Origin of the sequence: Methylobacterium soli (assembly GCF_008806385.1) — a bacterium.
Classification (GTDB): Bacteria; Pseudomonadota; Alphaproteobacteria; order Rhizobiales; family Beijerinckiaceae; genus Methylobacterium; species Methylobacterium soli.
Map to the genome: position 1 here is coordinate 64,438 of NZ_VZZK01000018.1, position 22,646 is coordinate 87,083.

The 22,646-nt window shown below is 68.9% G+C and carries 32 protein-coding genes and 1 tRNA gene; 12 read left to right on the forward strand and 21 right to left on the reverse strand.

All coding sequences use genetic code 11. From position 1 onward, the window contains the following. Positions 1-91: 91 nt before the first annotated feature. The gene (gene pnp / locus F6X53_RS17475) at positions 92-2,293 is read left to right on the forward strand and encodes a polyribonucleotide nucleotidyltransferase (RefSeq protein ID WP_151001473.1); all 2,202 of its coding nucleotides are present in this window, start codon (positions 92-94) and stop codon (positions 2,291-2,293) included. Between the two features lie 227 nt (positions 2,294-2,520). After that, a complete protein-coding gene (locus tag F6X53_RS17480) occupies positions 2,521-2,742 on the forward strand; it encodes a YgaP family membrane protein (RefSeq protein WP_151001474.1) in 222 nt (73 codons plus the stop codon). A gap of 83 nt (positions 2,743-2,825) precedes the next feature. Here the strand turns inward: F6X53_RS17480 and F6X53_RS17485 are convergent, their stop codons facing one another. Continuing rightward, on the reverse strand, positions 2,826-3,095 hold the full coding sequence (locus F6X53_RS17485; RefSeq protein WP_109895320.1) for a GlsB/YeaQ/YmgE family stress response membrane protein: 270 nt from the start codon (positions 3,093-3,095) through the stop codon (positions 2,826-2,828). A gap of 206 nt (positions 3,096-3,301) precedes the next feature. Between F6X53_RS17485 and F6X53_RS17490 the strand changes: the two genes are divergently transcribed. Together F6X53_RS17490 and F6X53_RS17495 are read left to right on the forward strand one after the other, a co-directional pair. Beyond that, positions 3,302-3,673: a RidA family protein gene (locus F6X53_RS17490; RefSeq protein WP_151001475.1), complete on the forward strand. Its 372-nt coding sequence runs from the start codon at positions 3,302-3,304 to the stop codon at positions 3,671-3,673. Continuing rightward, on the forward strand, positions 3,670-4,788 hold the full coding sequence (locus F6X53_RS17495) for a polyamine ABC transporter substrate-binding protein (RefSeq protein WP_151001476.1): 1,119 nt from the start codon (positions 3,670-3,672) through the stop codon (positions 4,786-4,788). The genes F6X53_RS17490 and F6X53_RS17495 overlap by 4 nt, the downstream gene beginning before the upstream one ends. Positions 4,789-4,891: 103 nt before the next feature. Here the strand turns inward: F6X53_RS17495 and F6X53_RS17500 are convergent, their stop codons facing one another. Both F6X53_RS17500 and F6X53_RS32455 read right to left on the reverse strand, forming a co-directional pair. After that, positions 4,892-5,323 carry a DUF3597 domain-containing protein gene (locus tag F6X53_RS17500; protein WP_151001477.1) on the reverse strand — a complete coding sequence of 144 codons (432 nt, stop codon included), beginning with the start codon at positions 5,321-5,323 and terminating at the stop codon, positions 4,892-4,894. An 81-nt stretch (positions 5,324-5,404) separates the two neighbouring features. Continuing rightward, positions 5,405-5,569 carry a hypothetical protein gene (locus tag F6X53_RS32455; RefSeq protein ID WP_191970879.1) on the reverse strand — a complete coding sequence of 55 codons (165 nt, stop codon included), beginning with the start codon at positions 5,567-5,569 and terminating at the stop codon, positions 5,405-5,407. Between the two features lie 304 nt (positions 5,570-5,873). Between F6X53_RS32455 and F6X53_RS17505 the strand changes: the two genes are divergently transcribed. The 3 genes from F6X53_RS17505 to F6X53_RS17515 are packed head-to-tail and all read left to right on the forward strand — an operon-like array spanning position 5,874 to position 8,452. Then, the gene (locus tag F6X53_RS17505; protein WP_151001478.1) at positions 5,874-6,902 is read left to right on the forward strand and encodes an ABC transporter substrate-binding protein; all 1,029 of its coding nucleotides are present in this window, start codon (positions 5,874-5,876) and stop codon (positions 6,900-6,902) included. A gap of 18 nt (positions 6,903-6,920) precedes the next feature. Then, positions 6,921-7,673 (forward strand): ABC transporter permease, encoded by a 753-nt coding sequence (locus tag F6X53_RS17510; protein ID WP_151001479.1) that lies wholly within the window; start codon positions 6,921-6,923, stop codon positions 7,671-7,673. A gap of 5 nt (positions 7,674-7,678) precedes the next feature. Continuing rightward, positions 7,679-8,452, forward strand: a complete 774-nt coding sequence (locus tag F6X53_RS17515; RefSeq protein ID WP_151001480.1) for an ABC transporter ATP-binding protein — start codon at positions 7,679-7,681, stop codon at positions 8,450-8,452. On the opposite strand, the gene F6X53_RS17520 is transcribed toward F6X53_RS17515, so the two are convergent. The 5 genes from F6X53_RS17520 to F6X53_RS17535 all read right to left on the reverse strand — a co-directional run bounded on the left by F6X53_RS17520 (position 8,410) and on the right by F6X53_RS17535 (position 11,454). After that, positions 8,410-9,588, reverse strand: coding sequence for an alpha/beta fold hydrolase (locus F6X53_RS17520; protein WP_244965587.1), 1,179 nt, complete (start codon positions 9,586-9,588; stop codon positions 8,410-8,412). The genes F6X53_RS17515 and F6X53_RS17520 overlap by 43 nt on opposite strands. A gap of 184 nt (positions 9,589-9,772) precedes the next feature. After that, on the reverse strand, positions 9,773-10,024 hold the full coding sequence (locus F6X53_RS17525) for a hypothetical protein (RefSeq protein WP_151001482.1): 252 nt from the start codon (positions 10,022-10,024) through the stop codon (positions 9,773-9,775). 124 nt (positions 10,025-10,148) lie between these two features. Continuing rightward, on the reverse strand, positions 10,149-10,463 hold the full coding sequence (locus F6X53_RS17530; RefSeq protein WP_151001483.1) for a hypothetical protein: 315 nt from the start codon (positions 10,461-10,463) through the stop codon (positions 10,149-10,151). Continuing rightward, positions 10,453-10,629, reverse strand: coding sequence for a hypothetical protein (locus F6X53_RS32460; RefSeq protein ID WP_191970880.1), 177 nt, complete (start codon positions 10,627-10,629; stop codon positions 10,453-10,455). Before F6X53_RS32460 ends, F6X53_RS17530 begins: the two co-directional genes overlap by 11 nt. Before the next feature lie 495 nt (positions 10,630-11,124). After that, positions 11,125-11,454: a hypothetical protein gene (locus tag F6X53_RS17535; RefSeq protein ID WP_151001484.1), complete on the reverse strand. Its 330-nt coding sequence runs from the start codon at positions 11,452-11,454 to the stop codon at positions 11,125-11,127. A gap of 453 nt (positions 11,455-11,907) precedes the next feature. Between F6X53_RS17535 and F6X53_RS17540 the strand changes: the two genes are divergently transcribed. The 4 genes from F6X53_RS17540 to F6X53_RS17555 all read left to right on the forward strand — a co-directional run bounded on the left by F6X53_RS17540 (position 11,908) and on the right by F6X53_RS17555 (position 13,515). Beyond that, on the forward strand, positions 11,908-12,141 hold the full coding sequence (locus F6X53_RS17540; RefSeq protein ID WP_151001485.1) for a hypothetical protein: 234 nt from the start codon (positions 11,908-11,910) through the stop codon (positions 12,139-12,141). A 200-nt stretch (positions 12,142-12,341) separates the two neighbouring features. Next, complete coding sequence (locus F6X53_RS17545; RefSeq protein WP_151001486.1) at positions 12,342-12,716, forward strand: RNA-binding protein; 375 nt, start codon at positions 12,342-12,344, stop codon at positions 12,714-12,716. Between the two features lie 126 nt (positions 12,717-12,842). Then, complete coding sequence (locus F6X53_RS17550; protein WP_151001487.1) at positions 12,843-13,055, forward strand: hypothetical protein; 213 nt, start codon at positions 12,843-12,845, stop codon at positions 13,053-13,055. A gap of 274 nt (positions 13,056-13,329) precedes the next feature. Beyond that, the gene (locus tag F6X53_RS17555) at positions 13,330-13,515 is read left to right on the forward strand and encodes a hypothetical protein (RefSeq protein ID WP_151001488.1); all 186 of its coding nucleotides are present in this window, start codon (positions 13,330-13,332) and stop codon (positions 13,513-13,515) included. Positions 13,516-13,575: 60 nt separating this feature from the next. On the opposite strand, the gene F6X53_RS17560 is transcribed toward F6X53_RS17555, so the two are convergent. The 13 genes from F6X53_RS17560 to F6X53_RS17615 all read right to left on the reverse strand — a co-directional run bounded on the left by F6X53_RS17560 (position 13,576) and on the right by F6X53_RS17615 (position 20,878). Continuing rightward, a complete protein-coding gene (locus tag F6X53_RS17560; RefSeq protein WP_151001489.1) occupies positions 13,576-14,025 on the reverse strand; it encodes a hypothetical protein in 450 nt (149 codons plus the stop codon). Between the two features lie 516 nt (positions 14,026-14,541). Then, positions 14,542-14,772 (reverse strand): DUF6894 family protein, encoded by a 231-nt coding sequence (locus tag F6X53_RS17565; protein ID WP_191970881.1) that lies wholly within the window; start codon positions 14,770-14,772, stop codon positions 14,542-14,544. 153 nt (positions 14,773-14,925) lie between these two features. Next, the gene (locus tag F6X53_RS17570; protein WP_238296658.1) at positions 14,926-15,696 is read right to left on the reverse strand and encodes a CDP-diacylglycerol diphosphatase; all 771 of its coding nucleotides are present in this window, start codon (positions 15,694-15,696) and stop codon (positions 14,926-14,928) included. A 175-nt stretch (positions 15,697-15,871) separates the two neighbouring features. After that, the gene (locus F6X53_RS17575; protein ID WP_151001492.1) at positions 15,872-16,282 is read right to left on the reverse strand and encodes a hypothetical protein; all 411 of its coding nucleotides are present in this window, start codon (positions 16,280-16,282) and stop codon (positions 15,872-15,874) included. Positions 16,283-16,446: 164 nt separating this feature from the next. Further along, on the reverse strand, positions 16,447-16,650 hold the full coding sequence (locus tag F6X53_RS17580; protein WP_151001493.1) for a hypothetical protein: 204 nt from the start codon (positions 16,648-16,650) through the stop codon (positions 16,447-16,449). A 146-nt stretch (positions 16,651-16,796) separates the two neighbouring features. Then, complete coding sequence (locus tag F6X53_RS17585) at positions 16,797-17,036, reverse strand: hypothetical protein (protein WP_151001494.1); 240 nt, start codon at positions 17,034-17,036, stop codon at positions 16,797-16,799. Between the two features lie 381 nt (positions 17,037-17,417). Continuing rightward, positions 17,418-17,669 carry a hypothetical protein gene (locus tag F6X53_RS17590; protein WP_151001495.1) on the reverse strand — a complete coding sequence of 84 codons (252 nt, stop codon included), beginning with the start codon at positions 17,667-17,669 and terminating at the stop codon, positions 17,418-17,420. A 43-nt stretch (positions 17,670-17,712) separates the two neighbouring features. After that, on the reverse strand, positions 17,713-18,345 hold the full coding sequence (locus F6X53_RS17595) for a hypothetical protein (protein ID WP_151001496.1): 633 nt from the start codon (positions 18,343-18,345) through the stop codon (positions 17,713-17,715). Between the two features lie 198 nt (positions 18,346-18,543). Beyond that, positions 18,544-19,059, reverse strand: coding sequence for a hypothetical protein (locus tag F6X53_RS17600; RefSeq protein WP_151001497.1), 516 nt, complete (start codon positions 19,057-19,059; stop codon positions 18,544-18,546). 79 nt (positions 19,060-19,138) lie between these two features. After that, positions 19,139-19,282 (reverse strand): hypothetical protein, encoded by a 144-nt coding sequence (locus F6X53_RS32465; protein ID WP_191970883.1) that lies wholly within the window; start codon positions 19,280-19,282, stop codon positions 19,139-19,141. Between the two features lie 221 nt (positions 19,283-19,503). Then, positions 19,504-19,578, reverse strand: a tRNA-Gly gene (locus F6X53_RS17605). A gap of 128 nt (positions 19,579-19,706) precedes the next feature. Then, positions 19,707-20,171, reverse strand: coding sequence for an NUDIX domain-containing protein (locus F6X53_RS17610; RefSeq protein ID WP_151001498.1), 465 nt, complete (start codon positions 20,169-20,171; stop codon positions 19,707-19,709). 8 nt (positions 20,172-20,179) lie between these two features. Continuing rightward, positions 20,180-20,878 carry a fumarylacetoacetate hydrolase family protein gene (locus F6X53_RS17615; RefSeq protein WP_151001499.1) on the reverse strand — a complete coding sequence of 233 codons (699 nt, stop codon included), beginning with the start codon at positions 20,876-20,878 and terminating at the stop codon, positions 20,180-20,182. A gap of 204 nt (positions 20,879-21,082) precedes the next feature. Between F6X53_RS17615 and F6X53_RS17620 the strand changes: the two genes are divergently transcribed. Beyond that, positions 21,083-22,537 carry an FAD-binding oxidoreductase gene (locus F6X53_RS17620; protein WP_151001500.1) on the forward strand — a complete coding sequence of 485 codons (1,455 nt, stop codon included), beginning with the start codon at positions 21,083-21,085 and terminating at the stop codon, positions 22,535-22,537. The last annotated feature ends 109 nt before the right edge of the window (positions 22,538-22,646 follow it).

The window sequence follows — 22,646 nt, forward strand, 5'->3', positions numbered from 1 at the left end:
GGATCGCGAGGGGCTTCCCGAGCCGGGAGCCCCTCGCCGTCTTGCCGCTGGCGCTGCCGGGTTCGCCCGACCGTATGAAGGCTGATGTGAAATGTTCGACGTTCAACGTGAAGAGCTGATCTGGGGCGACCGCAAGCTCGTCCTCGAGACCGGCAAGGTCGCCCGCCAGGCCGACGGCGCCGTCGTCGCCACCTACGGCGAGACCTCGGTGCTGGCCACCGTCGTGTCCGCCAAGGAGCCGAAGGTCGGCATCGACTTCCTGCCGCTCACCGTGAACTACCAGGAGCGCGCCTACGCCGCCGGCCGCATCCCGGGCGGCTACTTCAAGCGCGAGGGCCGTCCCTCCGAGAAGGAGACCCTGGTCTCCCGCCTGATCGACCGCCCGATCCGCCCCCTCTTCGTCGAGGGCTGGCGCAACGACACCCAGGTCGTCGTCACCGTGCTGACCCACGACCTCGAGAACGATCCCGACATCGTCGCCATGGTGGCGGCCTCCGCCGCGCTGACGCTCTCCGGCGTGCCCTTCATGGGCCCGATCGGCGCGGCCCGCGTCGGCTATCTCAACGGCGGCTACAAGCTGAACCCGGCCGTGACCGAGACCGACGAATCGACCCTCGATCTCGTCGTCGCCGGCACCCAGGACGCCGTCCTGATGGTCGAGTCCGAGGCGCGCGAGCTCTCCGAAGAGGTGATGCTCGGGGCCGTGATGTTCGGCCACAAGCACTTCCAGCCGGTCATCGAGGCCATCGTGCGCCTCGCCGAGAAGGCCGCCAAGGAGCCGCGCGACTTCTCCCCGCCGGAGAATGCCGACGTCGAGAAGGCCGTCCTGGAGATCTGCGAGTCGGAGCTGCGCGACGCCTACAAGAAGACCGTCAAGCAGGAGCGCTACGCGGCCGTCGACGCCGTGAAGGCGAAGGTGGTGGCCAGCCTCTGCCCGGCCGACGGCGAGCAGAAATTCGCCCCCGAGAAGGTCAAGGCTGCCTTCAAGGAGGCCCAGTCGAAGGTGGTCCGCTGGAACATCCTCGACACCGGCTCGCGCATCGACGGCCGCGACGTGAAGACGGTCCGGCCGATCGTCTCCGAGGTCGGCGTGCTGCCGCGCGCCCACGGCTCGTCGCTGTTCACCCGCGGCGAGACGCAGGCGCTGGTCGTCGCGACGCTCGGCACCGGTGAGGACGAGCAGTTCATCGACGCGCTGGAAGGCACCTACAAGGAGACGTTCCTGCTGCACTACAACTTCCCGCCCTATTCGGTGGGTGAGACCGGCCGCATGGGCTCCCCCGGCCGCCGCGAGATCGGCCACGGTAAGCTCGCCTGGCGGGCGATCCACCCGGTGCTGCCGCCGGCCCACGAGTTCCCGTACACGATCCGCGTCGTGTCCGAGATCACGGAATCGAACGGCTCCTCCTCGATGGCCTCCGTCTGCGGCGGCTCGCTGTCGCTGATGGATGCGGGCGTGCCCCTGCGCCGCCCCGTCGCCGGCATCGCCATGGGCCTCATCCTCGAGGGTGAGCGCTTCGCGGTGCTCTCCGACATCCTCGGCGACGAGGATCACCTCGGCGACATGGACTTCAAGGTGGCCGGCACGGACGAGGGCATCACCTCGCTCCAGATGGACATCAAGATCGCCGGCATCACCGAGGAGATCATGCAGGTGGCCCTCGCCCAGGCCAAGGACGGCCGCGGCCACATCCTGGTCGAGATGGCCAAGGCCCTGACGGCGGCCCGTCCCGAGCTCGGCGAGTACGCGCCGCGCATCGAGACCATGCAGATCCCCACCGACAAGATCCGCGAAGTGATCGGCACAGGCGGCAAGGTGATCCGCGAGATCGTCGAGAAGACCGGCGCCAAGATCAACATCGAGGATACCGGCATCGTCAAGATCGCCTCCTCGGACGGCAAGGCCATCAAGGCGGCCTATAACTGGATCCGCTCGATCGTGGCCGAGGCCGAGCCGGGCATGATCTACGACGGCACCGTCGTGAAGACGATGGAGTTCGGCGCCTTCGTGAACTTCTTCGGCGCCAAGGACGGCCTCGTCCACATCTCGGAACTCGCCGCCCAGCGGGTCGCCAAGGTGACGGACGTCGTCAAGGAAGGCGACAAGGTCAAGGTGAAGTTCCTCGGCCAGGACGACCGCGGCAAGATCCGCCTCTCCATGAAGGTCGTCGACCAGCAGACCGGCGAGGACCTCACCGAGAAGCTCAAGTCCCAGCGCGACAACGAGCGCGCCGAGCGCGGCGACCAGGAGCCCCGCCGCGAGCGCGGCGAGCGCCGCAACTCAGGCGAGTAAGCGTTCGTCCGGACGGATCGGTTGACACGAAGCGCGGCCCCTTGGGGCCGCGCTTTTTTCATGCGTGGGGTTTTTGCGCGAGTTTCTTGCGCGAGTTTCTTGCGCGGACGCGCCTCTGCGGCGCCGGCTCGCGGATTCTCGCGTGCGATGCGGCACCGCTTCGCGGAACGCCGCCCCGGGCTCCGCGTTCGCCCCGCGACATCCCTCATCCCAGGAGAGAATGCCCGATGGCGAATGCGATGATCCACGACATCTTCAGCGGCCAGCAGAACCTCACGACGACCGAGCGCGCCGTGTCGGTGGTGCTCGGCCTCGGCATCGCGGCCGCCGCCGCGCAGCCCCGGCCGAACAAGCTCCTCAGCCTCGCCGCCCTGATCGTCGGGGCCGGCCTCGCCATCCGGGGCGCCACGGGCCATTGCGCCGTCAAGGCGGCGGCCGACCAGCTCTGAGGCGCGCCGCCTCATCCTCGCGCGAACGAAAAAAGGGGCGCCCGCGCGGCGCCCCTTCTGGCCTCTGCCCCGCCTGCGGGGTTTCAGAGCGTGGTGGTGCGGCTGCGGCCGGCCACGAAGCCGTAGATCGCCAGAACGACCACCGCGCCCACGATGGCGCCGATGAAGCCCGCCCCCTGGTTCGGCCCGTACCAGCCGACCGCCTGCCCGATGAACGTCGCCACGAAGGCGCCGACGATGCCCAGGATGGTGGTGAGGATGAAGCCCGACGGCTCGTTGTTCCCCGGCATGAGGAACTTGGCGATGACGCCGGCGATGAAGCCGATGATGATGGTCCCGATGATCGAAAACATGGCGCTAAGTTCCTGAGCTTCACTGTATACTGCCCAATGAACGTGCCAACCGGCCCTTGGGTTGCGCTGCATCGTGAGAGTTTGTCGCAGTTCGTCCGTTGCCGCGCCGGGCCCGCGGCTGCCCCCTTTACGGCCGGCCGCATCCGGCGGCACAACGCGGCGGACGGGCGGCCGCGCCCGCATCCTCGAGAGAGTTCAAGGCGACCATGACGATCAAGCGTTTCGAGTCCGGCCCGCGCATGAGCCAGGCGGTCGCCTACGGCGACATGGTGTTCCTGGCCGGACAGGTGGCGGCGGACACGGTGGGCACCGGGGTGACCGCCCAGACGCAAGCGATCCTCGCCGAGATCGACCGGCTGCTCGCGGCCGCCGGCAGCCACAAGAGCCGCATCCTCGCCACCACCATCTACCTCGCCGACATGTCGACCTTCGCGGAGATGAACGCGGCCTGGGACGCCTGGGTCGACCGGGCCAACCCGCCGGCCCGCGCCACCGTCGAGGCCAAGCTCGCCGGCCCCGAATACCGCGTCGAGATCGTCGTGACGGCCGCCAAGGCGCCGGCCGGGGACGCGCAGTGAGGCGGCGCGCCGTCCTGGGCGCCGTCGCGGCGCTGGCCACGGCCCTGGCGGCGTCGCTGGCCGGCGCCCCGGCGGGGGCGCAAGCCCCGGAGCGCGTCGTCAACATCTACAACTGGTCGGATTATATCGACCCGAAGGTGCTGGAGGATTTCACCCGGCAGACCGGCACCAAGGTCGTCTACGACACCTACGACAACAACGAGATCCTGGAGACCAAGCTGCTGGCCGGCCGCTCGGGCTACGACGTGGTCGTGCCCTCCGGGCCCTTCCTGCAGCGGCTGATCCGGGCCGGCGCCTTCCAGCCCCTCGACAAGGCCAGGATCCCGAACCTGACGCATGTCTGGCCGGAGATCGCCGGGCGGCTCGCCACCTACGATCCGGGCAACGCCTACGCGGTCGATTACATGTGGGGCACGACGGGGCTCGGCCTCAACCTCGCGGCCGTGCGCGAGCGCCTCGGCGCCGGGGCGGCCCTCAACACCTGGAACCTCGTCCTCAATCCGGCCAACGCCAACAGGCTCAAGGATTGCGGGATCATGATGCTCGATTCTCCCGAGGACCTGATCCCCAGCATGCTGCCGGCCTACGGCCTCAAGGCGGATTCGAAGCGCTGGGACGACATCACCCAGGTCACCGACGCGCTCTACAAGGTGCGCGGCACGGTGCGGAAATTCCATTCCTCGGAATATATCCAGTCCCTGGCCAACGGCGACCTCTGCGTCGCGGTCGGCTATTCGGGGGACGTGCTGCAGGCCAAGAAGCGGGCCGAGGAAGCCAAGAACGGCCTCGAGATCGCCTATCTCATCCCCCGCGAGGGGGCGCTGATGTGGTTCGACGCCTTCGCGATCCCGAAGGACGCCCCCCACGCGGCGGAGGCCCACGCCTTCATCGATTACATGATGCGGCCCGATGTGGCGGCGGCCAACACCAACTTCGTCTCCTATGCCAGCGGCAACCTTGCGGCCAAGAAGCTGGTCAGGCCCGAGATCCTCAACAATACCGGGATCTACCCGGACGAGGCCGTGATGCAGCGCCTCTCCACCAACACCGCCTGGGACGACCGCACCCAGCGCTTCGTCACCCGCCTGTGGACCCGAGTGCGCACCGGCAAGTGAGGGCCCGGGCGCGCCGTGCGCCCCCGGGATGACGATCTGCGGAGGCGGGCGCCGCGCGGCCGCCCCGGGGGCGGCCCGACCGGCTCGGCCGGGCCGCGCCAGCTCAGTCCTTGAGGTCGGCCGGGACCTTGCCGCCATTCTCCTCGAGCTTCTTGATCACCTGCTTGTGGAGCCAGATGTTCATCGAGGCGGAATCGCTCTTGTCGCCGGTATAGTGGAGCTCGTCGGCGAGCTGCTGGCGGGCATGCAGGCTCGAATCGAGATCGAGCAGCTTCATCAGGTCGACGATGGAGGTGCGCCAGTTCAGCGTCTGCCCCTTCTTCGCCGCCATGTCGTTGAGGACCGACTCGACGTCGACGCTGCCGCCCGAGGCGGCGGGCGCCGAGCCGGCCGAGCCGGTGGTCGCCGTCGAGGCCGGGTTGCTGGATCCGCCCGCGGGCGCGCCGGCCGAGCCGGAGGTCGATCCCGCCGCCTCCGCGGTGCCACCGCCGAACGGGTGCAGGATCTTGCTGACGATGCTGCCGATGAGGCTCATGGCACTACTCCCTGTGATCATCTCGTGGCCGCGTTCGCAGCCCGGTGACAACGAAGGGTGCGCCAGCCTGTTCCGCTTGTCTCAGCGTACGGCCTGCAGGCCCAGGCCGATGATGCAGAGCCCGACGAGCAGGCAGAGGCCGCTGCAGCGCTCCAGCACCGGGGCGTGCCCCCGGTGGCGCAGGGAGACCCAGGCGAGGCCGAAGCCGGCGGAGAGGGGCAGGACGCTCAGCAGCACGATCACCATCTTGACTTGTCGACGCGCGGCGCCGGCTCGGCAGCCCGCGCGGAAAACCGGGCCGGCTCCAGCCATGAATATTGCAGAAAATATCCAGTTCAATTGAATTCGTGAGTCTCGGTGAATTCAGCGGTGAATTCGCGACGATCTCGCGCGTCGCGATGGGGCGGGAGGTACTGCAAATGTTGCGTGAAGCGTCAAGCGAGCCCATCGCCTTGCGTGCAATGACGAATTTCACGACGCCATAATGGTATTTCAAGTTTTGCCCGTCTGTGGCATGGGAACGGCCCCTTCCCCCGACCGGATCCCGCCGATGCGCCCGCCGCTCTCCGTCTTCAGGACGCTCCTCACGGCTGCCGCCGGCCTGATCCTGGCAAGCGCCGCGACGGCCCAGACAGCACCGGTGCCGGTGCGTATCGGCGTGATCCCGGTCGTCGGCGCGGCGCCGGTCTTCGTGGCGAATGGCGAGGGCTGGCTCAAGGAGGCGGGCCTCGCCCCGACCTTCACGACCTTCGAGTCCGGCCCGAACATGATCCAGGCCCTGGCCTCGGGCACCATCGACATCTACGTCGCCGGCATCGCGCCGCTGGCGGTGGCGCGCACCAAGAACATCGACGTGCGGGTCGTCGCGGCGACCGCGATCGAGGAGATGGTGTTCGTGGCGGGCCCCAAGCTCGCCCCCTACTTCAAGGACGGGGCCGACAAGGCCGAGGCCTTCCGGGCCTTCCACGCCAAGGAAGGGCGCGCCGCCCGGCTCGCCACCCAGCCGCCGGGCTCGGTGCCGAACACCACCCTTCAGCACTGGCTCTGGCAGGTGGTGAAGGCCGGGCGCCCCGACGCCGACATCGTCGCCATGGGGATCGACGCGACCCAGCAGGCGCTGCTCGCCGGCGCGGTCGATGGCGCCTCGATCCGCGAGCCGGCGCTGACCATCGTCCAGTCCCGCAACCCGGCGATGACGCTCGTCGCCACCGGCGGCGAGATGTTCCCCGATCAGCCCGGCACGGTGGTGGGCGTGTTCGGCGCCTTCGCGGACAAGAACCCGCAGGCGGTGGAAGGCCTGGTCCGGGCCCTCGTCAAGGCGACCGACCTGCTCAAGCGCGACCCGGCGCGCGCCGCCGTGCCGGTGGAGCAGGCGCTCGGCAAGGGCATCACGGACGTCGCCACCATCCAGAAGGCCCTCACCTCCCCGGCCGCCAAGTTCACCACCGACCCGCGCGCGATCATCGAGGCGACGAAGAAGATGCAGGCCTACCAGGTCAGCATCGGGACCCTCGACCGGGACATCCCGGTGGACGGCCTGTTCGTGCCGAGCTTCTACGAGAAGGCGACCGCGCGCTGAGGCGCGCCGCCCGGCCCGATGCGCTACCTCCGATCGACACTGCTCGCCGCGGCCGGGCTCATCGCCTTCCTGGGCTTCTGGGAGGCGATGCCCCGGCTCGGCCTGATCAACCCGGCCTTCCTGCCGCCGCCGAGCACCCTGCCGGCGGCCTTCCTGCGCGAAATCTCCCTCGGGATCTGGCCGGAGGCGGTGGTGGCGAGCCTCAGCCACTACATCGTCGGCCTCGCGGTCGGCGCCGGCGCCGGCATCGGGCTCGGCCTCCTGAGCGGCATGTTCCGGCCCTTCGAGGCCTTCACGGCCTGGATCGTGCGCCTGCTGCGCCCGATCCCCGGTCTCGCCTGGGTGCCCTTCGCCATCATCTGGTTCGGGGTCCAACCCTCGGCGGCGGTGTTCATCATCGCCATCGGGGTGTTCTGGATCGTGTTCTTCGCGACCCAAGGGGCGGTCCGGCATGTCGACCGCGACCTGATCGAGGTGGCGCAGGCCTTCGGCTTCCGCTCGCCCCTGAGCCGCCTCGTCAAGATCCTGCTGCCGGCAGCGACCCCCGGCATCCTGGTCGGCCTGCGCACGGCCCTGGGCCAGGCCTGGATGGCGGTCGTGGCGGCCGAGATCTTCGGCGTGCCCGGCGTCGGCCAGCGCATGATGCAGGCCTCCAGCCTCCTCTCCACCGACATCGTGGTCGTCTACATGCTCACCATGGCGGCCCTCTACGGGCTGTTCGACACGGCCTTCGTGGCGCTGCAGGGCTGGCTCCTGCGCTGGCGGGCTTGAGCCGCATGACCGAGCGACCCGGCGACACGCCCATCATCGACATCCGTGCCCTAAGTCTCGCCTACGAGCGGGGCGGCACGCGCAACGTCATCCTGTCGAATCTCGACCTCAGCATCGCGCGGGGCGAGTTCCTGGTGATCGTCGGCGAGTCCGGCGTCGGCAAGTCGACCCTGCTGCGGGTGCTGATCGGGCTGGCCAAGCCCTCCTCCGGCCGGGTCCGGCTCGACACCCGGCCGGGCTGCCGCACCCCGATGGCCCTGGTGTTCCAGGATGCCCGCCTGCTGCCCTGGCGGCGGGTGGTCGACAACGTCGCCTTCGGGCTCGAGGGGGCCGGCCTGTCGCGGGCGGCGCGCCGGACCAAGGCCACCGAGATGCTCGCCCTCGTGGGGCTCGCCGACCTGGCGGGCCGCTGGCCGCACCAGCTCTCGGGCGGCCAGCGCCAGCGCGTCGCCATCGCCCGGGCGCTGGCGGTGGAGCCCGACGTGCTCCTGATGGACGAGCCCTTCTCGGCGCTGGACAGCTTCACCCGCGAGGGGCTGCAGGACGAGTTGCAGCGCATCCAGGCCAAGACCGGCAAGACCATCCTGTTCGTCACCCACGACATCGACGAGGCCGTGACGCTGGCCGACCGGGTCGTGGTCCTGGCCGGCAGCCCCGGCCGGATCGCCGCCGAGGTCCGACTCGATCTGTCCCGCCCCCGCCAGCGCCGGGCGCCTGCGCTGACGGAGGCCGCCCGTCACCTGCGGGCCGAGCTGTCGAGGCGCTCGGCCGAGCTCTGAGCCTCGGTCGCCTCCGTGGGGTGCGCCAGGAACTCGGCGAGATAGCCCTTCCAGAGGTTGGCGAAGCGCAGCGACTGATGCCCGTGGGTCTCGGTCGAGGTCGGCACCAGCACGAAGCGCCCGTCCTTCACCTTGGCCAGCGCGGCGTTCATCACGTCGAGCTGGGGCGGGTTGAGCTCGTCGTCGGCGAAATTCACCGCCAGCACCTTGGCGGTGATGCGCCCGAGATCCGCGAAGGGGTCGTAATCGTAGGACGAATCGAACCAGTACATCCAATCGTTGGCGTCGGCCTTGTTCTCGTAGGAGGCGATCAGCTTGTCGTAGAGGGCGTCCGCCGCGCCGCGGGTCGGAGCCAGCTTCTGCTGGCCCAATACGCTCTCGGTCATGATGTTGAAGATCGGCAGGATGTGCCCGAAATTCTGCGGCTGCGTCGTGTACTCGCCGTTCTTCCAATCCGGATCGGTGCGGATGCCCTCGATCAGGAGGCGCCGCCACAGGGCGTTGCGCCCGCTCACCGGGATCGGCTGGCTCGCCACCGGCATGATCAGGTCCATCATCTCCGGGTAGCGCTCGCCCCAGATCCAGGCCTGCATGCCCCCCATCGAGGTGCCGAGCACGAGGCGCAGGTGCCGGATGCCGAGCGCCTCGGCCACGACCCGGTGCTGGCCCTCCACCACGTCGCCGTAGCCGTAGCGGGGAAAGCGCGCCCGCAGGCCGTCCGAGGGCTTGGTCGAGCCGCCCCGCCCGATTCCGTCGGGCAGGATGACGAAGTACTTGCGCGCGTCCAGCGGTGCGCCCTCCCCGAACAATTCGGGGCCGAGGCCCGTATTGAGGAAGCTCTTGCCGGTGCCGGTGGTGCCGTGCAGCGCCAGGACCGCGTTGTCGATCTCGCCCTGCGCGTTCCGGTGCGGTGTGCCGAGGGTGGTGTAGTGCAGGCGCACCGGTAGGGTCTCGCCAGTGGAGAACCGGAAATCCTTGACCCAATGATCGGCTTTCCGCTGCTCCGGGAACGGGGCCCCGAAAGCGGTCGCGACGCCCCCGAGGGTGAGCGCGGCGGCGAGGGCGATCCCCGCCAGGCCCGACCTTTCCGGCCCCCGCTTCGGCACGCCGCGTTTCATCAATCCCTGCCCCGTCATGACCGCGTCCCTTCCCTGCCCGCGCCCGGAGGCGTGGCCCACCCGCGCCCCATCGATCGGGGCGGGGCCGGTCTCGGATGACCGGCCGGCGCATCAAGGCAAGGGATCGGCCCGCGGTCAAACCCCGGGCCTGCGGCGCGAACCGGACCTGTGCACGGTGCCGGAACTCGACGGGTGGTCGGTCTCAGGGGCTGGCGAGCGCCTGCATCAGGGCGAGGCAGCGGCGGCGGGCATTCGGGTCGCTAATGCGCAGGAAGGCCGCCATGGCGGTCGCGCATTCGGCTTCCGTCGGGGGCGCCTCGCCGCGGCGCAGGGCGTGGCCGTAGAGGTCGGCGATCTGCAGGTCGAGGGCGTCGGCGATCCGGTGCAGCATGTGCAGCCGTTCCGCTTGAGGCGCTGTCGCCACGAAGGGCAGCGCGTTGCCGGCATCCGCCATGAAACATCCCCGTCGAGCTTGCTGGCGGCACCGATACTCAGCCGGGGCCGCGGGTCAAGTCGATTGTCCGCGATCGAGTTTTTGTGTTCAGGCGTGGGCCGGTGTGTGGGCCCACACCGCCGCGTCAGAATCCGGCGGCAGCGAGCGCTAGGGCCTGCCCGGCGAGCACCGCCGCGCCGAGGAAGCGCCGCCACGGATTGACGCCGCGCAGAACCTCGTCGAGCGCCCACCAGGCGAGGCTCGCCCCCGCCGCGAGGCGCAGGATCAGGCCAGGTGGTCCCGGCGGGTGGAGGATCCAATCCGCGAGGCTCGTGCCGGCGAACAGCCAGAGGGGAAGGTTCGGCCATTGCGCGATCGTGATCGCGCCGGTCCGGCGGTCGCGGAAGATCCAGTCGAGGATCCGCCGCGGACCGCCCGTCCGCGTGCCCTCAGGCGCCATCGGCCTGACGGATCGGTGCGCAGATCTGCGGGCTCACCTTGTCGAGATGCACGCAGGCATGGTCGCGGTACCACGCGCGCAGCTCGGGCTGCGAGGGCGCGACATACATGGCGACGAGCACGAAGCCGGCAGCGGCGAGGATCAGGAGGAGGAGGATGTTGCGCATGTCAGAACTCCGATGGAACGCGCGTTCCGTAGCCCGATCCGGCGGAACGGTGCCAGGCCCGGCGGGGCGGCGCGGGACGAGGCTTCCGGACCTGCGCACGTGAAATGGCCCGCTCACCGGTTCGGGGAGCGGGCCGTTTGGCCTTGGGAAGGCACACGGTTGTTGAGACCTGTCTGCACAACCGCGTCCAACCGCCGAGGTTCCCGCCGGGCCTCGCTTTCCGGCGCGCCCCGGTTCGTCGCGGCGCGAAGCCCGATGGACAGGCTCGTCGCAGGCCCGGAAGACCCGGTGACGAAACGCACGGCGAAATCGCCGTGAAACACCGAATCTCTAGGCATCCCCCGCACGGGATGCGGCCCGATGACCGGGCCGCCGGAGACGGACATCACCTGAGGACGCCATGGCCGAGCGGATCGAGGACCTGAAATTCATCGCGACGCTGGCCTTCGTGGTCCTGTGCGGCAGCGGCCTCGGGGCGATCCTGCACTGATCGGGTCAGGACGGCTGGCCGCCGGGCGCCCGCGCATAGGCGCGGCGCAGCGCGCCGAGGGCGTCCGAGACCTGATCCGGGGCGTGGGCCGGCGCCGCGCCCGCGCGTGGCGGCTGCGCCCGGCGCGCGCTCGCCCGCTGAGCCACGACCGGGCGCGGCGCCGTTGGCCGCCAACGCGCGGGCGGGGCGGCCCTCACGGCATTGCCGGAGGTCAGGAAGCTCCTGAGCCCCGCCGCCTTGGCGCGCTGCTCGGCCCGGAGCAGAATCAACCCGAGAACGAGACCGGCGGCCCCGGCCAGCACGAAGCCGATCGCGATCACGTAACCAGGGGCCATCTCGTCCTATCCCGCCGCACGCCGTGGGCCGCCTCGCGCGTGCCCCTCCGGCCCTGGTCTCGGCCAACGTGGTTACCCGAGGGTTAAGCTCGGGGGTCCCGAGGGGCGCGGTGCGGGCGCGCTGCCGCAGCCGCCTCGCGCGCGCGGCGCTCGGACAAGGGGTCAGACCCGCTTGGCCGGCTTGTGCACCTTGGGCGCCGCCCAGGCTTGGGCGATCGCCGTGGCGGCTTTCTGGGTGAGCTTCATGGCGTTTGTCTCCATCGGCCCCGCCCATCAAAGATAGGTTGTGCAAGTCCCGCTGGAAAGCGCTGCCAGCCCTTCGTCATGTAACGGCCAAGTCGAGCTTGCGATGTTCCAGCGACATACAGCGAAGTCCAGACTTGTCCTGAGCAGTAAACTGCCTCAGACAGTCGCGCAGGCTCAGCGCCGTCAACCCGAATCAAGAGGTTGCGCATGTATTCGGAACTCGACCGAGCGCGACAAGGGTTCAACCGTAGCCAGGAAGCTTTCGCGGAGCTGGAGACACGCCGGCCCGACGATCCCGAGGACGCGTCCCGCCACGACGCGCTCCTGCACCTCGCGCGCCTTCGGGTCTACATTGCCCTCGGCCGCGTCGCGGAACTCGAGCGAAGTACCCACGCCCACCGCGCCTGCGAGGACAGTCCGACCCGCCGCCTGTTCCGATGACGGCGTCCGAGCCCGCACCGGACCGCCCGCCCGATGTCCCGAACCGGCTCGACCGGGGACGGGGGTTTCGCCCCCGCCGGGATCGGCGGCCGCTCCTTCCTGCCGAAGCCGAGACCAGGGCCACGCCGCGCCGGGCATCGCCTCCCGCGGCGGGGCATCTCGGCCCGCACGCCGCGTGCGGGCCCGTTGGAGACGCGAGCGTGCCGAACACCCTCATTCTCTGCCGCTACAATCCGGGCCGCGGCGGCCACGCTCCGAGCTATCTCCGCGAGGCCTTCCTGGAGGTGATCGAGGATCTGCCCGGCTGGCGCCCCGGCATGCTGGAGCCGATCGCCGAGGTGCACGAGCGGGCCGTGCCGCTCTCCGTCCTGTGCGGCCTCCTGTGGAATTGCCCGGATCTCCTGCCGGGCCTCGAGGCCTGCGAGGTCGAGCGGCTGAGCGGGCGCCGGGTCAGCACCTACGCGTCGGCCGCGCGGGCCATCAAGGCCATGCTCCGCCGCCGCGCCGCCGAGGGCGCGTTCGGCGAGCCCTGCGGATCGTCCGGGCCCGCGGCCGTGCCCGTCACGGAGGTCTGACGCACGCTCGCGCCCGGGGCCCGCTTGTCGGCGCAGGCCCGCGGGCCCAGGATGGGGACCGGCCGCGTCGACGGCCGCGAGCCCTGCCGCGGTCGACGCGGCCCCGTGCAGGAGGCGATGCGCCCCATGAGCCCGATCAGGAAACTCGCCCGGATCCTCACCGACGAGGTGCACGGGGAATTCCACCTCACCCTGGAGGCACAGAACGGCGAGACCTTCCAGGTCTGCGCCACCGAGGCACAGGTCCAGGACCTCATCGTGGAACTCGACGCGCTGATCGGGGACGACGTGGACGAGGAGGACGACCTCACCGAGCGCAAGGAATTCGGCGACGAGTGACCCGCCGCGGGAGCGGCCTCGGGCGGCCCAGGTCCCGGCCGGGGCGGCCAAGGTCGCGGCCCGCACCGAACGTGAGCTTCGTCACGGAGGCGGGCTGAGCCGGAGCCTACAGCGCGGCGTCCACGATGCCGAGGAGGCCACGATGCTGCGCGGTCCGAGACGGTCGCTGACCGGAAGGCACGACTTGGCGAACGAACTGGCGAACGGCCGGAGCGGGCTGCCCGGAGCCGCGCCGGTCGAGCCCTGCGCGAGCCTCACGAGAGGAGCCTGGTCGATGCCGCATGACTTTGAGACGACGCTCGCCTCCCGGGCGCCCCGTCCGGGCGAGAGGCTCGCGCCGCGGGCAGGATCCGAGCCGCGCGATTACGTGGTGTGGACCTTCGTGGCGATGGCGGCGAGCTGCGCCTTCGCCTGGGGCGGGCTCACCCTTTGGATCGTCTGGGGAATGCTGGCGTCCTGAGCCTCGGGCGCCGGATCGGGCCACTCCGGTGCCGAAGCGCCACCCTTCCGGGCGGGCCCCCTAACGCCGGGGCATCCGCCGGATCTGATCGATATTCTCCGCCGAGAGATCGCTGTAGAGCTGCCGGCCGTCCCGCGCAGGCGCCGCCGCGCGCCGTGGGGACGGCTCCGGGGCAACGGCCGGCGCTCCGGGATTGAGCCCCACGAAGCTCTTCCGGTTGGCGAAGTCGTCCTGGATCGTCTTCCGGTACGAGGGCGTGTTCCCGCCGCACCCTTCGCAGATCGAGGTGGTCCAGGATTGCCACAGGCCGTTCGTCCGCTCCTGCATGGACTCGGAGCGTTCGCGGTGGGCGGAGGCAAGCTGCAACGTGTCGAGATCCTTCTGCTGCTTCGGCTCGGGCGCCGTCCGGAGCTCATTCAGCCGTGCATTGTCCTCGGTTTGCGCAAGAATCGGACTGCTGAGACAGGATAGCAGTACGATGGATACGACCAACTTCATGGTTGCCTCCATTTCGGAGTTAACCGTGCAGGTTCGAGACGGTTCTGAGCGCTGCCGTACGCTCCGGAATTGTCCCGACGCGGCGGCGGGATGGGGGGAAGACGTGCGCAATCGGCGGACGCGGCCGCCAGATCTCGCGGAAAGCCGCGGCGGATCCGCTGCCCCGAACGGTCATCAAGTCTTGATTGGCTGCCGCCGAGGCGGAGATAGCGTAAAACTTTCGAATTACGTCAGGTTCGTGCGTGTACGATTCCAACGTTTACATAGGTTATACGGTCATTACATAAAGATATCGACCGCGATCGATGAGGTTGCCTTGCAGCGACTGATCTGGGGTCGTCCCGTGCGCGAACCGAGGCTACGGCGCGGTGAGACGGTGAGGCTGCCATGCTGCCCAGCGACGAGACGCGCTGCGACGCGCGCCCCTCCCCAGCGCCCTCCGGAGCCAGGACGACGGGCGTGCCGGATGCCGGAACCGCCTTGGCGCAGGTTCGCGCCCATGTGCGGGCTATCCTGCTGAAGCTCGCCTCACGGGAGCTCAATCGTCCGCAGCAGAACCCCTGACGCGCTGCGAATCTCGAGGCGCCATTCGCCGGTGCCCTCCGGCATGTCGCCCTGGCGGCGCAGGTCGGCGATGGCCGAGAGGGCTGCGGCCTGCGCCTCCTCGATATCCTCCGCCAGCGCCCCGACAGGATCCTCGATGATGTCCTGGGCGCTGACCAGCCGGAAGTGGAAGCGTTGCGGCATGCCCTGGCGCACTTTCGAGGTCTCTGCACGCGTCGCGCGGGCCAGGACGACGCTCCGGCCAGGACCATCGTGCGGACTTGGGGGCGCAGCTGTAAAGCCTCTTTCGGTGGCAGTTCGCCGACGCGTCCGGAGCAAACGGGGTAGCCCCACCCCGGCCCGCATGCCTCACCGAACCGCGGCTTGCGCTGCCGCCATGCAGGCATGGTCGAGGAGCAGCTCGCCCGCGAAGCTGCCATGGGCGCGGTTGGCCAGGATGATGAAGCCCGGCTCCGGGTCGTTGCGCGGCGTGCTGGCCACCGCCAGGGCCACGGCGCGCAGATCCGTCGCGTGGCCCGGCAGATGGGCCAGGGCCGCGAAGGGATTGAAGGCCTCCGCCTCGGCGGCCCGCACCCGCATGGCGAGGAAGCGCCGGCCCTGCAGCGGCACGGGAAACGGGGCCCAGCCGCTGGTCACGCGCGCCGCGTGGTTCTGGAGGGCCAGCCGGACGCTCGCTTGCAGGCAATCGAGGTGGATATGCAACTGGTCCTGGCTGCGCCCGCCGGCCGAGTTCACCGCCATCCCGACCTCCTCGACCGGAAGGCGCCCGTTCAGGGCTACCGTGACGCGGGGGCGCGCGGCGAGCGCTGCGCGCCAATAGGCGTTGCCGGCCGGGCGCTGGAGCTCGGGCGCTTCGAGGCCCGGCACGTCGCCGGTCGGCATGACGACGAGGTGGGTCGGCGCGCCGGGCGCGCGCAGGATCGCGGTTCCGGGTCGATCCCGGTCGCCGAGATCGACGCTGAGGCAGGGGAAGGCCCGCCCGGTCGTCCGCTTGGCGATGAGGCAGCCCTGCAGGGCGACCCAGAGGACGTTGCGGGAGGGATCCGGGAGGGCGCAGGCCGGCGCGGCCAGCCACGCTGCGCCGACGAGGAACGCGGACAGCCCGGTGATCGCTCTCAATTCGGATCGCCCCTCGCCTCGGATGCCGGCTGGCGGGTCCCGCGCCGGGCCGCCCGACCCTGGCCCGAGGCGGGAGCCGCCGCAAGCCCGCGCGCGCGACAACCCCGTGCAGGCGAAAACAGAGGGCAGGACGGTGGGCGCCCCCGGGGCCCGGTCGGGCCGGGCCGATGCGGGCCTATTCCATGTGCCGGGTGACCGTGATGGTGAAATGCTGACCCTTGGCCGAGGCGCCCGCCACCGCCTCGACGCGCGCGGCATCCTGGCCCTCGCTCTCCGGGCCGGCCCGGTAATACAGGCCAAGCGCCGGGATCTTCTTCTCCGGGCAGACCTTCGAATCCGCCTTCAGGCTGAGCGCCACGAGCTTGACCGTGAGGGTGCCGCGCGTCGGCGCCGTCGTGATGCGCAGGTCCGGCGCCGGCAAGCCGGAGCAGGTCTCGTTGACGTTGGCGTAGACGCCGAGCTGGATTTCCTGGCCAGACGCGGCCCGCACGGCGCGGTCGTTGCCCTCCAGCGGCGCCTCCGCCGAGGCCGCCACGCTCGCCATCCAGAGCGCGCAGAATCCGCAACTGACCGCCCCGATGCGCAAACCCTCGGCCTCCTGCGGGGCGGGACGCGGCCGACGCCTCCGCCAAACCATCCCGCTCCGGCACGAGGCTTACGGCGGCCCGGCCCCTCCGGCAACGCAGGAAAACAGAAAGCCCGCCGCGGCAAGGCCGGGCGGGCTCGGGTTCGTCGGCCTGGTGGGCGGCGCTAGCGGTCGCCCACGCCGGAGAGCAGCTTCTCGATCTGCGCCATTCCGCTCTCGCGGGCCTTGGCCTCGCTGTGCAGGCTCCGGTCGGAGCGCTGGGCGAGCTTCCCGTTCTTCCGGATCGCCCACTGATAGGAAGCACCGTCCGCCTTCGGCGGCAGAATCTCGAGAGAGTACGGGTAAAGCTTGGGATCTGTCTCTGTCATGCCCCCGATATGGTGCATCCGCCCGCGATTGCCAACCCTCGGCCGCGCTCGGGGTACTGTTCAGGCACAGAACCCCGCAGCCTTCCGAGTGGCGGGTTCACCGACGTTGTAATGTCAGCAATCGGTCGCGGTCACCGGGAGAGGCGTCAGGCTTGCCGAGCGCTTGATTGAAAGCGAGCGGTCGCGACTCCTGTTTCGGACGCGAAGGGCCGCGCGGCCTCCTGATCGAGCCGGCGACCTGCATGTTGTGCGGCCTGACGCTCGACGAGATGGGCACGCATAAGGTCAATTCTTCGAGCGCCCTTGCGCGCTGCGCGCCAGCCAAACCAAGCGGCCACGACCGCCAGCAGCGGCGGGACAGCCAGGAAAAGGTAGGACAGTTCCATCAGCGAAGGCTCTCGAGCATCGTCCTCGCCCACCAATGTAAGCCTCCCGCGACCAAAGCCCAAACGATGGCCGTGATGCCGGCCTGGGCTGGTAAAAGCCGTCATGTCCCGTTGGCTTGAACCTGAGTGCGCGCTCGCCCTCTACGTGGTTTTCATGGCCGCGGTAACTCGCTCAGTGTTGCGCTGAGCACCGAGCCCCGAAGCTGCATCGAGCGAGCACTTGGTCTCCGCAGGCCTTGCGATCCTAGCGTTCGGCGTGGTGCCCACGCTCGTCGTCTACGAACTTTGGTGGCGCTCGGGGCGCGATTGGAGTCAGGGTGATGGGGCGAAGGCTGAACGACGACATGGAGCTTAAGCAGCAGAGATGCTTAAGCTCTTCACTCACGGACGATATCGGCCCTTCTCGCACCAGAACTTCGTCCGTACACCCTCTTGTCCGTTGAACAGGACGGCCGCTACGTCGCAGTTCTCACGGTTGTAGGCCTCTCCATCCTTCGCATCGAAACTCGCAACATGGATACGAGCGCCGTCAGTCACGATTGAGTTGCGGTAGAGAGTGTAGCCTGATCCGCTAATCAGGTCACAGGCTCCTACGAGGCCGCACAGGCCGAAGGCGAGCAGGGCAGTGCGCATGGCGAGAATGTATCCGGGTATACGCCGTTGTCGAGGGACGCTATCAAAAACGCGAATTGCGGCCGCTGTAATATAAAATCGGAAATCGAGTATCGGCATCGAAAATTAATTCGTCGTCTGCAAATATTACACGTTTATGGCCATGGACTGTCTTAAAAAGCTCAAATATTCGCTCAAGGAATTTGAGGTGGAGTTCATTTAGATCAGGCAAAATAGTCTCCAGCCAATCGTTCATTTTAGAAATTTTCATTCCTTTGGCTTCGTCTTCCTCGAGGAGACTTAAGTGATAGATGTCCTCACTGGCTGGAAAGAATGAATTTGTCGGTTGCGGATGATGAAGGAGGCTAAATTGATAGTTTTTCGGGAACATCTCAACATGTTTGTGCGCGTCCTCTGAAAGATAGTGATGCGTTGCGCTTGTCCGCATTTTCTTCGCGAATTCGTATTCGACTGTTGATGTCCAAGTTTCGATTTTGTCTGAAATTTTCTCGCCGTATTCCCTTTCGCTTTGCTTCTTATGCCTGACAAGCTTAATTGAATAATCATTGAATACTTTGATAAATTCTACTAGCTTCGCGTAGAGATTACGGCGCATCGTCAGGTGATGAATCTTGATTATTTCGTTGAGCTGGTCGTTGTCATTCCTGTCATGCATGTAACCAATAACGAGTTTCACAAAAACGGAACGTCATTGGCGGCTAAGCCGGACGCAGCAACGAAATTCAAATGCTCCTTTGGTAGCCGGAGCAGTTCAGAGCGATCCAACTTAATCTCGGCCCACTCGTAAATTTTGAATGCCATCGCCGTTTCCATTCCCACGCCTATACTCTTCACTTGCGACGAAATCACCGCCGCCTTGCCGCGCGCGGGATGCCTAGTCGGCCCACCGCACCTTCTTATCACCGAGGTGACGCGTGCTGCTGGCGAACTGGAGCAGTGCCCTGTTCCTACCTGTCTCGACGATTAGCGCGATGGCAGACCTCAGCGCGTGGGCGACCGGCAGGCAATCTGCGGGCCGTGGAACGGACAATCGGTAGCTGGTCGGATATCGGAGATCCTGCTTGTTGCTCATCTCGTGAAGGTGCAGCACGAAGGCGGCGAGGTTCTCGACTGCCGGCAGACGGCGGCTTTCGCATTCCGATAGAACCCAAGGCAAATCATGCCCCAGCTTTCCCCGAATGATCTTTTCGGCAACCCCTTGAGACGCGAGAAATGATTTCAGCAGAAGCTCGATCGAGTGCGTCAGCAGGAAGTAGCCTGCAAATTTGAGGTCCGGCTTGGCTTCGGACAGATGCTCGAACGCCTCAAGATACTCAACGCCTCGCGCGTACAACTCGCCAGCGAAGAGCCCTTGGGGCCGTGGCATCTCGATGGCTTCAGGATCTGACATCGTGCCTACGCCCGCTATGTGAACCGGCCGCAGCTCGGGTCACCCAGACAGCCCTTCGCCTTTCGGTGCCTGCCGCGGATCATTGCTGCCATTGATCCCACCGTATCTTCCCGAGCACGATGATCGAGGCGAACGGCGCCGCGGCGGTGTCGCCCAGCGCTACCTCCGGATCATCGGGCTCTAGCATTAGCAGCACGGCGGCCGTTGCGAGAGCGATGATCACCCCCCGACAATCGCCACTGAATGCGCTGGTTCACGATCAGGCGACCCCCTGCCCTCCGGTGCTCGGTGCGCAACCGTGCTCCCGAGCGAGGTCAGGATCTGGCGCGGCCCGCCGTCGCGACAAGACCGACACCACCGCGCTTCAGCTGCTTCCGCGCATCCCCGGAAACGACTAAGGCCGCCCGGAGGCGGCCTTTAAGTCATTCGTCTGGTTGGGAAAATTGGAGCGGGCGAAGGGATTCGAACCCTCGACCCCAACCTTGGCAAGGTTGTGCTCTACCCCTGAGCTACACCCGCTCTCTCTGGCGCCGTTGCGGGGCTGTGGGCCCCGGCGGCCCCGGACGGCGATCTCTAAACACCATTCCGCTGGAGGTTGCAAGCGCTGAGTTTGGGGTTCTTTTCAGCCGGTACGCGTGCCTCGGCCCTCACCAGAGGGCGGCCGGGGGGCGGCCTTCGCGGATCTCCGCGAGGCGGTCGCGGGTGGCGCGGGTGGTCTCCTCCGGCAGGGCGTCGAGGGGGAAGAAGCCGCATTCCGCGATCTCGCGGTCCGGCGCCTTGCGGCGCAGTACCGAGAAGGCGGGGGCGACGTAGAGCGCGACGTGGTCGCGGCCCGCGGCGGCGGCGTTGCGGTAGAAGCCGTGCAGGCGCAGCGCCCCGCTCGGCACGATCTCGGCCTCCTCGCGGAACTCCCGCAGCATCGCGTCGGGGGCGTTCTCGCCGGGCTCGATGCCGCCGCCGGGCAGGTGCCAGCCGGCGACGTAGGTGTGGCGGACGAGGCAGACGCGGCCCTGCCCGTCGATGGCAGCGCCGCGCACCCCGAGGGTCATGCCCCGGGTCACCAGGGCGCCGAGGTGGAAGAGGCGCCGCAGCAGCGGCTGATCGAGGAGCATCCGGATGATCAGACCACCGCGAGCGCGATCTCGCCGAGCCCCTCGATGCTCGCCACCAGGGTCTGCCCGCGCTGCACCGGGCCGACGCCGGAGGGCGTGCCCGTGAACAGGAGGTCGCCGGGCTGCAGCTCGAAATAGGCCGACAGGTAGGCGACCTGCTCGGCCACCGACCAGATCATCTCGGACAGATCCCCGCGCTGGCGCGGCGCGCCATCCACCGAAAGGCCGATCAGGCCCCGGTCCGGATGGCCGATCCGGGCGGCGCGGTGCAGCGGCCCGATCGGCGCGGAGGTGTCGGCCGCCTTGCCGAGATCCCAGGGCCGCGCCAGGCGCTTGGCCTCGTCCTGGAGGTCGCGCCGGGTCATGTCGAGGCCGACCGCGTAGCCGTAGACATGGTCGAGGGCGTCCGCGACCGGGATGTCGCGCCCGCCCGTGCCGAGGGCCGCCACCAGCTCGACCTCGAAATGGTAATTTTGCGTGCGCGGCGGGTACGGATGAGGCACGGGGTCGGGCCCGCCGGCGATCTGCAGGGCATCGGCGGGCTTCATGAAGAAGAAGGGCGGCTCGCGGTCCGGGTCCGCCCCCATCTCGCGGGCATGGGCGGCGTAGTTGCGCCCCACGCAATAGACGCGGCGGACCGGGAACAGGTCCTCGCTGCCGACGATCGGCAGCGCGACGCGGGGCGGGTTCGGAATGACGGAGAGCATGGTGTCGCCTCGTGACCTCGACCTCTGGGGCCTGGCGCCTGCCTCGGCGCGCGCCGCCCTGCACGGATCCGGCCCGTCTGGTATCTAGCGGATGCGACGGTCGGCGCCATCCCACCCGCCCGCACGGCTTTGCTATCCACGGGCCGCCCAAGATCCGACTTTTCGCCAAGATCCGACTTTTCGCCAGGGACCCACGCAGGACGCATGACCGAGCCCGCCCCCGTCCCCGACGCCCTCCTGTCGGCCCTGCGCGCGCGCCTCGGCGCCGCGCAGGTCCTCACCGAGCCGGCGGCGCTCGCGCCCCATCTCGTCGAGACCCGCGGGCTCTATCGCGGCACGGCCTCGGCGGTGGTGCGGCCGGCCGACACCGCCGAGGTCGCCTTCACGGTCGGGGCCTGCGCGGCGTCGGGCGTGCCGATCGTGGCGCAGGGCGGCAATACCGGGCTCGTCGGCGGCGGCGTGCCGCGGGGCGGGATCGTGCTCTCGCTCGCGCGCCTGTCCGGCATCCGCGCCCTCGATCCCGTCGGCGCGACCCTCACGGTGGAGGCCGGCGCGATCCTGGCGGAGGTGCAGGCGGCCGCGGCGGCGGCGGGGTTCCTGTTTCCCCTCTCGCTCGCCTCGGAGGGCTCCTGCACCATCGGGGGCAACCTCGCCACCAACGCGGGCGGCACCGCCGTCCTCGCCTACGGCAATGCCCGCGACCTCGTGCTCGGCCTCGAGGTGGTGCTGGCCGACGGGCGGATCTGGAACGGCCTGAAGGGCCTGCGCAAGAACAACGCCGGCTACGACCTCAAGCACCTCTTCGTCGGGTCGGAGGGCACCCTCGGGATCATCACGGCCGCGACCCTGAAGCTGTTCCCCAAGCCGCTCTCGCGGGCGGTCGGCTTCGTCGGCCTCGCCTCGCCCCGCGCCGCGCTCGCCCTGTTCGCGCGGATGCGGCGCGCCGCCGGCCCGAGCCTGACCGCCTTCGAGGTGATGCCGCGCTTCGGCCTCGACCTCGTCCTGGCCCATCGGCCCGGCGCCCGATCCCCGCTCGCCGAGCCCCACGACACCTACGCGCTCGTGGAGTTCTCGAGCCTGCAGCCCGAGGCCGGGATGGAGGCGGCGCTGGCGGCGTCCCTGGCCGCGGCCCTGGCGGACGGCACCGCCCAGGATGCCACGATCGGGGCGAGCGAGGCGCAGAACGCCGCCCTCTGGGCCCTGCGCGAGGATCTCTCCGAGGCCCAGAGGCGCGAGGGCGGCTCGATCAAGCACGACGTCTCGGTGCCCCTCGCGCGCTTGGCGGATTTCCTCGAGGAGGCGACCGCCGCGTGCCTTGCCGCGATGCCGGGCCTGCGGCCCTGCGCGTTCGGGCATTTCGGGGACGGCAACATCCACTTCAACCTGAGCCAGCCCGTCGACATGGACCGGGATGCCTTCCTGGCGGAATGGGGCCGCTTCAACGCAATCGTGCACGACATCGTCGTGCGCCTCGACGGCTCGATCGCGGCCGAGCACGGCATCGGCCTGATCAAACGTGACGCGCTGCAGCATTACGGCGATCCGGTCGGCCTCGACCTGATGCGCCGCCTCAAGGCCGCCCTCGACCCGGCCGACCTCCTCAACCCGGGCAAGGTGCTGCCCGGCGAGGCCGCCGCGCAGGCGCCCGGCCTGCCCTGACACGGGTGCGATGCAACGCGACCGGCCCCGGCCGCGTTAGATCCCGCATCAAGTGCAGATCTCGGGGCGCACATTTCAGGATGCAGCTCTCGGGGCGCAGGATTACGGT

Coding starts and splice junctions, on each gene's coding strand:
- pnp (WP_151001473.1), top strand. CDS start 92: ATGTTCGACGTTCAACGTGAAGAGCTGATCTGGGGCGACCGCAAGCTC.
- F6X53_RS17480 (WP_151001474.1), top strand. CDS start 2,521: ATGGCGAATGCGATGATCCACGACATCTTCAGCGGCCAGCAGAACCTC.
- F6X53_RS17485 (WP_109895320.1), bottom strand. CDS start 3,095: ATGTTTTCGATCATCGGGACCATCATCATCGGCTTCATCGCCGGCGTC.
- F6X53_RS17490 (WP_151001475.1), top strand. CDS start 3,302: ATGACGATCAAGCGTTTCGAGTCCGGCCCGCGCATGAGCCAGGCGGTC.
- F6X53_RS17500 (WP_151001477.1), bottom strand. CDS start 5,323: ATGAGCCTCATCGGCAGCATCGTCAGCAAGATCCTGCACCCGTTCGGC.
- F6X53_RS32455 (WP_191970879.1), bottom strand. CDS start 5,569: ATGGTGATCGTGCTGCTGAGCGTCCTGCCCCTCTCCGCCGGCTTCGGC.
- F6X53_RS17505 (WP_151001478.1), top strand. CDS start 5,874: ATGCGCCCGCCGCTCTCCGTCTTCAGGACGCTCCTCACGGCTGCCGCC.
- F6X53_RS17510 (WP_151001479.1), top strand. CDS start 6,921: ATGCGCTACCTCCGATCGACACTGCTCGCCGCGGCCGGGCTCATCGCC.
- F6X53_RS17515 (WP_151001480.1), top strand. CDS start 7,679: ATGACCGAGCGACCCGGCGACACGCCCATCATCGACATCCGTGCCCTA.
- F6X53_RS17520 (WP_244965587.1), bottom strand. CDS start 9,588: ATGACGGGGCAGGGATTGATGAAACGCGGCGTGCCGAAGCGGGGGCCG.
- F6X53_RS17525 (WP_151001482.1), bottom strand. CDS start 10,024: ATGGCGGATGCCGGCAACGCGCTGCCCTTCGTGGCGACAGCGCCTCAA.
- F6X53_RS17530 (WP_151001483.1), bottom strand. CDS start 10,463: ATGGCGCCTGAGGGCACGCGGACGGGCGGTCCGCGGCGGATCCTCGAC.
- F6X53_RS32460 (WP_191970880.1), bottom strand. CDS start 10,629: ATGCGCAACATCCTCCTCCTCCTGATCCTCGCCGCTGCCGGCTTCGTG.
- F6X53_RS17535 (WP_151001484.1), bottom strand. CDS start 11,454: ATGGCCCCTGGTTACGTGATCGCGATCGGCTTCGTGCTGGCCGGGGCC.
- F6X53_RS17540 (WP_151001485.1), top strand. CDS start 11,908: ATGTATTCGGAACTCGACCGAGCGCGACAAGGGTTCAACCGTAGCCAG.
- F6X53_RS17550 (WP_151001487.1), top strand. CDS start 12,843: ATGAGCCCGATCAGGAAACTCGCCCGGATCCTCACCGACGAGGTGCAC.
- F6X53_RS17555 (WP_151001488.1), top strand. CDS start 13,330: ATGCCGCATGACTTTGAGACGACGCTCGCCTCCCGGGCGCCCCGTCCG.
- F6X53_RS17560 (WP_151001489.1), bottom strand. CDS start 14,025: ATGGAGGCAACCATGAAGTTGGTCGTATCCATCGTACTGCTATCCTGT.
- F6X53_RS17580 (WP_151001493.1), bottom strand. CDS start 16,650: ATGACAGAGACAGATCCCAAGCTTTACCCGTACTCTCTCGAGATTCTG.
- F6X53_RS17585 (WP_151001494.1), bottom strand. CDS start 17,036: ATGGAACTGTCCTACCTTTTCCTGGCTGTCCCGCCGCTGCTGGCGGTC.
- F6X53_RS17590 (WP_151001495.1), bottom strand. CDS start 17,669: ATGCGCACTGCCCTGCTCGCCTTCGGCCTGTGCGGCCTCGTAGGAGCC.
- F6X53_RS17600 (WP_151001497.1), bottom strand. CDS start 19,059: ATGTCAGATCCTGAAGCCATCGAGATGCCACGGCCCCAAGGGCTCTTC.
- F6X53_RS17610 (WP_151001498.1), bottom strand. CDS start 20,171: ATGCTCCTCGATCAGCCGCTGCTGCGGCGCCTCTTCCACCTCGGCGCC.
- F6X53_RS17615 (WP_151001499.1), bottom strand. CDS start 20,878: ATGCTCTCCGTCATTCCGAACCCGCCCCGCGTCGCGCTGCCGATCGTC.
- F6X53_RS17620 (WP_151001500.1), top strand. CDS start 21,083: ATGACCGAGCCCGCCCCCGTCCCCGACGCCCTCCTGTCGGCCCTGCGC.